Below are 8,321 nucleotides of genomic sequence, written 5' to 3'. Positions count from 1 at the left end.
TTCACCAGACACGCCCTAGTAAGATAAGCAAACGGTGCTTCCCTTAATCCCAGGATTTGATAAATAGGTAAACCTGCTGACCCATAAAAGTGGATAAATTCTTTATAGTCATCAGGCAAGATAACACCCAATTCTTGTTCGGCATCTTCAATCTCAGACATGGGGACAGGGCCTCCGATTGCTTCCGCTGGCTGACCTTGAAGGTATTGATGAATCCATTCCTTCATTACCATTTCCAATCTCCCTTTTTCCAAGTTTCATATTGGTCCTATCCAGGATGATTTCACCTTTTTAATCCCTAATGTGGCAATTAATATGTTGGGACAAATAGAGGTAAAGGGAGTTTTTTTCCGTTTGCCCGAACGTCTCAAAGAAACCCGCCAGGGCTCACAACCTGGACGGGTTTCTTTTATTGCTTACACCATTTCAACCCACTTTTCTTGCTTTAAATCATAGGCATTGCCGGAATTAGGGTAAAACAAGTAAATGGGGATCGGTGATTTCTTTCCATCTGCTGCGTTAAAACACCATTGGAAAAATGAAACAAAGTACTTTTTTGCAAACTCGTCAATCTCTTCAACTAATTCTTCATCATTAACAATGTCCCAGTAGTCTTTATCTAATTTTGAGTAGACATTGGCATATCATCATCTACATCTCCATAAGCATTATGCCCAAGCTGGATGAGAAATCGAAACTTTTGGATCGTCGCTTCTTGTTCTTCATCAATAGCTTGTTTAACAAGCATTCGGGTATTTTGATCCATTTTGTATCCCCCCCTCGTCTTTGTCATCGTCCACCGCCCCAAAGTTAACGTCCGCCTGTATGGTTGCACAACTCATGAATATTGGTTTTGACCAATTGAATTTTATCTAGCGCTTTATCGGAAGTTAGAGAAGCCATTCATCCTTTTTTGTTGTTCCGTTATCCTCTTTCAAAGTTCCTTAGCATTCGTTTCTTTGACGTTCATTTTGATAGTAATCTTGTTCATTCATTCCTCCCCCTTGCCCATTACATGGCCACCACCTCAATCCCTATAAGTCACGGCATAAATCCAAAAGACCAACAGCCCGAACAACGCAACGGAAAAACCATAGACAACCATCTTTGTGCGTTTACAGATCGTTTACCATATAACCGTTATATTCTGCCCGATAAGTCGCTCCTCAAAAGTTCTTTACTTTTATTTTTAGTTTGGAAAAATAGTATCGTAGATAAATAGCACCAAAACATAGAAAGGGGAGTACAAGTGAACACCAAGTGGCACATATTTTTGTCTTTTACGCTGTTTTTTTTGCTACTCGTTGGATGTAATCCTGTCCTCAATAGCGAATCTCAAGTGTCTACTACTAAACAGCAACCAAAAAAACTAACACTGGAAGAAGTGTTATCCAACGCAAAACAGCATCTGAAGCAGAACGGCGCCCGTTATCAAGTTTCTCACTCCCTCAGTTCGGATTTTGATGGAAACCCCTTAACAATTGGGTTTCAAGGAGACACCGACATGACCTATTATCCCCCGGCTTATTATGCGGAAGGGACATTTCATTATAAAAACATTGAGGAATCTAATGAGGATCAAGATGAAAAGCTTATCAAAGTGTATGATGACGGTAACCGCTTTTATCTATATAATGACAAGGGTTGGAGAACATCAATGGTTACTTCGGACAACCCTGTTCGGATATTTATCCCTCCCCATCCCGCTTTTACATTTTTCAAATTCGATGATGTTAACGAGCAATTAGCTACATGGAAAAATAGCAAGGCGATTCAAATGACCGAAACAAACCAATCTTACATCATCAAAATGATGTTGAACGAAAATACTGATGAGACCACAAATGACATTTATTTGAAAGAAGTTCAACCGTTTATAAGCTTATATAAAGATAAATTTGGTGAAGATGTTAAATAATACAAAATTAAGAGTTTGAACCAAACAATCACCATCGACAAACACACATTCGTACCCATGGAAATCTCGTATGAACTACGGGCTATATTGCTGGTTGAAATCGACGGGTTCCATTATGAAGAGAACTTTGATCACCAGTTTAAAGCCATCTGGAAAGGCAAGCACCCCGAAGAAATCCAAGTACCTGATGAGGTAAAAAACAGCGCTGAAGAATTATCAGTGATGGGAGCATATTGATATGTCTCATTGATTCAACCCATTTGAGTACTCTTACTCCTTATAAATTGAATAAATTTCACGATCCGGGGATGGATTTAGTTCCTAAAATTAGTGGGTTGCATGGAAATCGAACCCGTAATCGTTGGATAGGCTCCTCCGTGCAACCCATGTAATAAAAAAAGACCCCTATGGGTCCGCGAATCATGGAAAGCATTCGGACTTTGGTAGTTCCCAACTCAGGATTTTTCAAATGAACGGTATCCCCGTCCACAACGTCATCAATTGATGACTCATAACCCTTGGGCTGATCATCCGGTGGATTTGGTTTCTCAGGCGGAGAGGGGTACAACCGGCCAGTAACACCACAGTAAACAGAAGGACCCACAGCTTTTTCATGTCCCTTCCCTCTTAACCTGAATGTTTTTCAAACCGAAAGCGCTCTTTTGCCATTCAAGAATCAGGCGGCGACCAACAGCGACAATCGCACTTATTAAAGCAGTGAGTTCCTTGTCAGCTGTTCACTTTCCTCTAACCAGCCGTCTTGGAAGAAGTTGTATCTCTACTCTACTACCTAATGATATTATTGTAAAAAATTGATTAAACAAAAACCGGCTTATTAAAAGCCGATCTAAATGACAAAACCAGCGAAAAAACCGCTGGGTTTTGTATAGTTGTTGGAATAAAAGGAGATCTCGGAGAAAGGGCTTGCCTTCAGGCCTCATTCAAAGGAGCAAGATCATTTTCTTGATGTTTTGGCACTGGGAAGTAAGGAGGAATTGCTCCGTTACTCTGGAACATCACCTCCTCCAAAGCGAAGTCCGTGCAGCTCTTTTGGTAGCATTAGGACCTCTCAAAATCATTATTTGGCGGAGGAGTGATAATTGGTTGGTAACTAAGAGCTTCCTCAACAATTTGTTCAGGTGTAAGCTCTTTATCATTCCAATAAATCAACGTCATTAGCTTTTTAAAATCTGGAACAGTTTTTTCGATCAATTCAAGAATCTGAGCCTCTTCTTCCTCCGAGTATTCAACATTTATCAACTTTTTAATTACATTTATCAATTCTTCTTTTGTCCTAATAAAATCATTTATGAAAATCACCTCTTAGAACTAACGTCCAAAATGATAACACTTATCTAGCATCTCCTGATACATTTTAGGTGTTACAATAATTAAATTATCTAAGTCATATACGTCTCCGCCATCATGAATAGTTTTTCTATGATGAAGTATATAACTACGCTGTCCACCATGCCACTGTTCAGGAATTGCAATAGGGGCTCATTCTTGAAACATTACTAGCGCTAAATTCACTTGCCTGTTTAGAATTTGCTACTACAATCCAAGGACACCGGTTGTCAAGAAGCTAGTGATATATCACTTTCGCTACACCCCAGAAAAAGGTTCTAGACAATGAAAATGAGAAACGTTATCATTTTTGGTGGAAAAGAGTTAATAGATAAGGAAGTGTGGGCCAATGCGTCTCTCCGATTGCAATCCAGGAAAAAAAGCAAAAGTGATTGACCTTATGGTAAACCCCACATACAAGAAGCGCATTCTCGACCTCGGCATGCTTCCGGGCACCGAAGTACAGATCGTACGGAAAGCTCCGTTTGGGGGGCCGATTGTCGTGCAGGTACGTGGTTATCAGGTCAGCATCAGGATGACCGAAGCAAAAAACATCGAGATCGAGTCCGTCTCGTGAGTTTGTAGAGAGAAGGTTCTGGCCATGAACAAGATACTGGCGTTGGTTGGAAACCCAAACGCAGGAAAGACGTCGCTTTTCAATATTTTGACCGGGACACGGCAATATGTCGGTAATTGGCCGGGCGTAACGGTAGAGAAAAAAGAAGGCATGATCAAAAAACTTCCTGAGTATGTACTCGTCGATCTGCCTGGCATCTACAGCCTGTCCGCTCAGTCTCTGGAAGAACAGCTGGCAGTCACTTACCTGCTTAAAGAGTCGCCGCACACGCTGATCAACATCGTAGACGCCTCTAACCTGGAGCGCAATCTCTACCTGTCCGTACAGCTACTTGAAATGGGGCTGCCGAGCGTCGTCTGTTTGAACATGATGGATATCGCCAAAGACCGTGGCCTGCAGATCGACGTCGCTGCCCTTGCGCAGAAACTGGGAGCCGCTGTCGTTCCAATGGTCGCACGCAAGGCAAACGGACACGACAAACTGATCGATTTGCTCCGCGAGGGTGTGCAGGACGCCACACTGACCGTACCGTATCCCACCGAGGTTGAAGCGGCCGTCCGCGATCTGGACACTCTGCTGGCCTCGTCTCCGTTAAATTTTCACCCGAGCCGTCGCTGGCTGGCCTTGATGTGGCTGGAAGGAAACGACACAGTAGAAGAAATCTTACGTCACCTGTTGTCGGCTGGGTTGATTCAGCAAATGAAGGCAGTACGCGCCGCTTGTCCCGCAGATATCGAGCACCGTATCCGCAACGCGCGTTACGACTTTATTGAAAAGATCATCTGCGAAGTGACACAACAAAGCGAAAATCTGGCGGGTCGCACCTGGAGTGACCGCATCGACAACCTTCTTCTGCATCCTGTACTCGGGATTCCTATTTTTCTCGGATTCATGTATCTTATTTTTCAAATCACCTTCAGCTGGATCGGCACTTCGCTGTCTGACCAACTCGACGAATGGCTCAGTGGCCCTCTTACGGACTGGTTGAAGGCTGGCCTCACCGCGATGGGCAGTCCGAACTGGTTCACTCAGCTGATGACGGACGGCGTGCTGGCTGGTGTCGGCTCAGTGCTTGTATTCTTGCCGCAGATCGGCATTCTGTTCTTTTGTCTTTCCTTTCTGGAGGACTCCGGCTACATGGCACGGGCTGCCGTGCTGATGGATCGCTTCATGTCAATGATCGGACTGAATGGGAAAGCGTTCATCCCGTTGATTCTCGGCTTCGGCTGCAATGTTCCGGCAATCATGGCAACTCGTACGTTGGAAGATCCGAAAAGCCGCCTGATCACTGCCCTGATTTCACCATTCATGTCCTGCTCAGCACGGCTATCGGTCTACTCTCTATTCGTAGCCGCTTTCTTCAAACACGGCGGGGCTGCCGTGGTATTCACACTCTACGTCACTGGGATCGTGGTGGCAATTCTAACCGCGTTTTTGCTGAAAAAATTTGTACACACCGAAGAAGGTACCTTTTTACTGGAGATGCCACCCTACCGTGCACCGATGTTGAAAAGTCTGCTCCTGCATACTTGGGACAAAGCCAAAGGTTTTGTCCGTAAGGCTGGCACCATTATCTTTGGGATGTCGGTGTTGATCTGGTTCCTCGGCCACTTTTCTTGGCACGGATTTGTCCCGATAGAGGATAGCTGGCTCGCCGCAATCGGCGGCTTGATCGCACCGCTGTTTGCGCCGCTCGGCTTTGCTACTTGGCAGGCAGGGGTGTCGCTTGTGACTGGCTTTCTGGCGAAAGAGGTGGTCGTGTCCACAATGAGCATTGTGTACGGTGCCGGAGACGACGGCAAGCTCGGCGATCTCTTGCACCATACTTTTACCCAGCCGGTGGCACTGGCGTTTCTGTTCTTTGTTCTACTCTATACACCGTGCGTGTCTACCGTGGTGATGATGTGGCGCGAGACCGGCTCCTCAAAATGGACACTGATCTCGGTTGGTTACAGTTTGGCAATAGCCTGGGTCGTGGCATTTGCCGTCTATCATGTCAGTCAGCTAATCCTTTAGGAAAGGGGAGATTACCATGATCTACGTGGTGATAGCGGCCGTGCTCGGCTTTGCCGGCTGGCAGCTCTACAAATTTGTGCGCCGTATGAACGTAGGCTGTTGCTCGACTAGTGACTGTGCCAGTTGCGATTGTTCGCTGAAAAAATACAAAGTACAGGACAGAGCTGCAAAAGATGGAGGGCACCAAACGTTGTCTCAAGCGCCATAAATTTTTTTCGGGATATCTGCAAATCAAATGATTGAGACCCGTCCTTTTCCTAATTGATGGACGGGTCTACGTCTGTTTTTGCTAAGGCGCATGCGGCGACGTTACACAGAGATAACTTTTTGACAGCCCATGATTTGATGTGAATCGAGTTTTAAATGCCTTCCAGAAACTTTAAAGAAAAGAACCCGATTTATTCTAAAGATCCGATCTTGGTCCACGATTATTCTAAATCGTCTAACTCCTTCGATCACCCATGGTTCCGGATGGAAAAACCTTCGAACAATGTTACCGGCGTAGTTATATTAATGTAAATATGTAAGTTATCTTCAACTCATCTACGTTTTTGGATCGGAAGTTTGCCGGGAAAACAACATTTCGAGCCAAGGAATTGCCACCATTGACTTGACCGGCCGAAGAGGAACACAGAAGATTTCCTTCCGTTGATGGTTCCTTTCCCCCAGACAAAAAACCCTACGTTACGTAGGGTTTTGCGTGACGAGGGTCAGATTTTCAACTCTCCTAATCGCACAAGTTCAACAACCGCCTGCGACCGTCCTTTTACGTTGAGTTTCTGCATCACGTTCCTAATATGTACCTATTGCAAAGACATTATGACACGGGCTTTTCAAACGTATAGGCGATGTCAATCGTTCCATCGGGGTGAACCTGAATCTCTTCGATCAGTACTTGGAAAGCCTTATACAGATCCTGATCTTGATCCTCAAGTAACTGAAAAGCCTCTTGGATGGTCTGGATGTTATTCTCCGTATACTCCCTTTTCCGCAATAAGAAAATTTGATCCTCCAGGCTTTGGATCTGTTCCTCGATCTCGCGGCGCCTTTCCTCGAACTCCTGTTTGCTGATCAATTGATCAAGATAGAGATCCACCAGGTTCTTTTTTCGGTTCTCTGCCTGTTCCCGGGTCTTCATCAACTGCTGTAACTCAGCTTCCTTCCGGATCTCAAAGTCGCTCGTGAAATTCAGGGAAACGGACCGGCCTTTCTCCATAAGCTGCTTCAGGATGAGCGCCCGAAAGTCTTCATAAAGAATGGGGTCATGATTCACACAGCCGCCGCCACGCCGGTATCTGCTACATTTCATATAGTTCCAATACCGATTTCCATCCCTGCGCTTGCGACTCGTGGAGTTAATGACCATATTTGATCCGCATTCACTGCACTTTGCTAATCCACGGAACTCATTCCACGGGGTGATCTTTCTGCGGAGGGCTTCTTCCTGGCTCTTGTTGGCCTTACGCCATTCCTCCCGTGAGATAATTGCCGGATGGTGGTTCTTGAAATAAATCCACTTCTCCCGGGGGTTCCGGATCTGCTTCCGTCGGCCGCCAACCTTGACTGTTGTGTACTGGTTCAAAATGAAATCTCCGCAATAGATGGGATTTTGGATCAGGCGTTGAACGGATGTGACTTGCCATTTACTCTTTACTTTGGGCTTGATCCCTCGGGCATTCAGTTCATTGGTGATCCGCTTGTATCCCCAACCGGAATTGTACCAGTCGTAAATCTGTCGGACCACTTTGGCCTCCTCCTCATCGATCACAAGAAAGCCATCCTCCCTTCGATATCCGTAGGGGATTCGCCCAATGTGCTCCCCACGACGGACCTTGGCCGCCAAAGCAGCAGCCGTCCCCGCAGACAACGTCCGACTGTACTGGGCCGAGAACAGCGACCAAAGCTCAAAGGCCATATCGTTCTTGCCGGCCTTATGACTGTCGTAGCCTTCCTCCACTGAGATGATCCGAACGTTGTGGGAAATCAACACTTCCCGGATCTCAAGAGAATCTTTCAAGTCCCGAGCTAAACGACTGATGGACTTGAACACTACCATATCGATCTCCCGACGCTTCGCCTTTTCCAAAAGAAGCTGAATGGCCGGACGATCCAGGAACACAGTGCCGCTGATTCCTTCATCTTTGTATACGTTCTGCTCATTCCACTCGTACCCGTTTCGTTCCAACCAGTTCCGGCAGATGTCGATCTGGTTCTCCACAGAGGAGACCTGTTCGTCCTTATCCGTGGATACCCGGACATAGACGGCGTATTTCGCGCTCATAGCGTCCTCCGTTTGCAAAATGGTTGCTATTACCTATTTTGACGGAACAGAGGGCCGTTTTCAATCTTGATGTCACCTTAGTGGACATTGCTTCCCGAGCATATCTGAACCTTAGTGAACATTATGTCGGTTATTCAAGGAGTACACTGGCCACTTGCTCCGGCAGTCTGGTCATTCGGGAA

11 protein-coding genes and 1 pseudogene are annotated in these 8,321 nt (G+C 45.7%); 5 read left to right on the top strand and 7 right to left on the bottom strand.

The window, feature by feature from the left end:
• Both JQC72_RS06570 and JQC72_RS06565 read right to left on the bottom strand, forming a co-directional pair.
• Positions 1 to 227: SMI1/KNR4 family protein (locus JQC72_RS06570; RefSeq protein WP_302104561.1), on the bottom strand; the 227-nt coding region annotated here is incomplete at its 3' end.
• A gap of 392 nt (positions 228 to 619) precedes the next feature.
• Positions 620 to 766, bottom strand: a complete 147-nt coding sequence (locus tag JQC72_RS06565; protein ID WP_205493934.1) for a hypothetical protein — start codon at positions 764 to 766, stop codon at positions 620 to 622.
• Positions 767 to 1,249: 483 nt separating this feature from the next.
• Between JQC72_RS06565 and JQC72_RS06560 the strand changes: the two genes are divergently transcribed.
• Positions 1,250 to 1,918, top strand: coding sequence for a hypothetical protein (locus JQC72_RS06560; protein WP_205493933.1), 669 nt, complete (start codon positions 1,250 to 1,252; stop codon positions 1,916 to 1,918).
• A 15-nt stretch (positions 1,919 to 1,933) separates the two neighbouring features.
• Positions 1,934 to 2,155 carry a hypothetical protein gene (locus tag JQC72_RS06555; protein WP_205493932.1) on the top strand — a complete coding sequence of 74 codons (222 nt, stop codon included), beginning with the start codon at positions 1,934 to 1,936 and terminating at the stop codon, positions 2,153 to 2,155.
• A gap of 228 nt (positions 2,156 to 2,383) precedes the next feature.
• Here the strand turns inward: JQC72_RS06555 and JQC72_RS06550 are convergent, their stop codons facing one another.
• From JQC72_RS06550 to JQC72_RS16835, 3 genes are all read right to left on the bottom strand, one after another.
• Positions 2,384 to 2,533, bottom strand: coding sequence for a hypothetical protein (locus JQC72_RS06550; RefSeq protein WP_205493931.1), 150 nt, complete (start codon positions 2,531 to 2,533; stop codon positions 2,384 to 2,386).
• Positions 2,534 to 2,977: 444 nt separating this feature from the next.
• The gene (locus JQC72_RS06545; protein ID WP_205493930.1) at positions 2,978 to 3,199 is read right to left on the bottom strand and encodes a bacteriocin immunity protein; all 222 of its coding nucleotides are present in this window, start codon (positions 3,197 to 3,199) and stop codon (positions 2,978 to 2,980) included.
• 48 nt (positions 3,200 to 3,247) lie between these two features.
• The gene (locus JQC72_RS16835; protein ID WP_419179845.1) at positions 3,248 to 3,406 is read right to left on the bottom strand and encodes a pyocin-S2/colicin E7-DNase domain-containing protein; all 159 of its coding nucleotides are present in this window, start codon (positions 3,404 to 3,406) and stop codon (positions 3,248 to 3,250) included.
• A gap of 208 nt (positions 3,407 to 3,614) precedes the next feature.
• Between JQC72_RS16835 and JQC72_RS06540 the strand changes: the two genes are divergently transcribed.
• Genes JQC72_RS06540 through JQC72_RS06530 form a run of 3 tightly spaced genes read left to right on the top strand, consistent with a single transcriptional unit; the run spans position 3,615 to position 6,066 of the window.
• Positions 3,615 to 3,842, top strand: coding sequence for a FeoA family protein (locus JQC72_RS06540; protein WP_205493929.1), 228 nt, complete (start codon positions 3,615 to 3,617; stop codon positions 3,840 to 3,842).
• A gap of 24 nt (positions 3,843 to 3,866) precedes the next feature.
• On the top strand, positions 3,867 to 5,858 hold the full coding sequence (gene feoB / locus JQC72_RS06535; RefSeq protein WP_205493928.1) for a ferrous iron transport protein B: 1,992 nt from the start codon (positions 3,867 to 3,869) through the stop codon (positions 5,856 to 5,858).
• Positions 5,859 to 5,874: 16 nt separating this feature from the next.
• Positions 5,875 to 6,066 (top strand): hypothetical protein, encoded by a 192-nt coding sequence (locus JQC72_RS06530; protein ID WP_205493926.1) that lies wholly within the window; start codon positions 5,875 to 5,877, stop codon positions 6,064 to 6,066.
• Positions 6,067 to 6,568: 502 nt separating this feature from the next.
• On the opposite strand, the pseudogene JQC72_RS06525 reads toward JQC72_RS06530, so the two are convergent.
• Positions 6,569 to 6,658 (bottom strand): annotated as a pseudogene (locus JQC72_RS06525) (helix-turn-helix domain-containing protein); the annotation flags it as partial.
• A 17-nt stretch (positions 6,659 to 6,675) separates the two neighbouring features.
• A complete protein-coding gene (locus tag JQC72_RS06520) occupies positions 6,676 to 8,139 on the bottom strand; it encodes a recombinase family protein (RefSeq protein WP_205493924.1) in 1,464 nt (487 codons plus the stop codon).
• Between the last annotated feature and the right edge of the window lie 182 nt (positions 8,140 to 8,321).

This window comes from Polycladomyces zharkentensis (assembly GCF_016938855.1).
Taxonomy (GTDB): domain Bacteria; phylum Bacillota; class Bacilli; order Thermoactinomycetales; family JIR-001; genus Polycladomyces; species Polycladomyces zharkentensis.
Note: the sequence above shows the minus strand (reverse complement) of the source record. Positions and strands in the feature narration are given on the sequence as shown.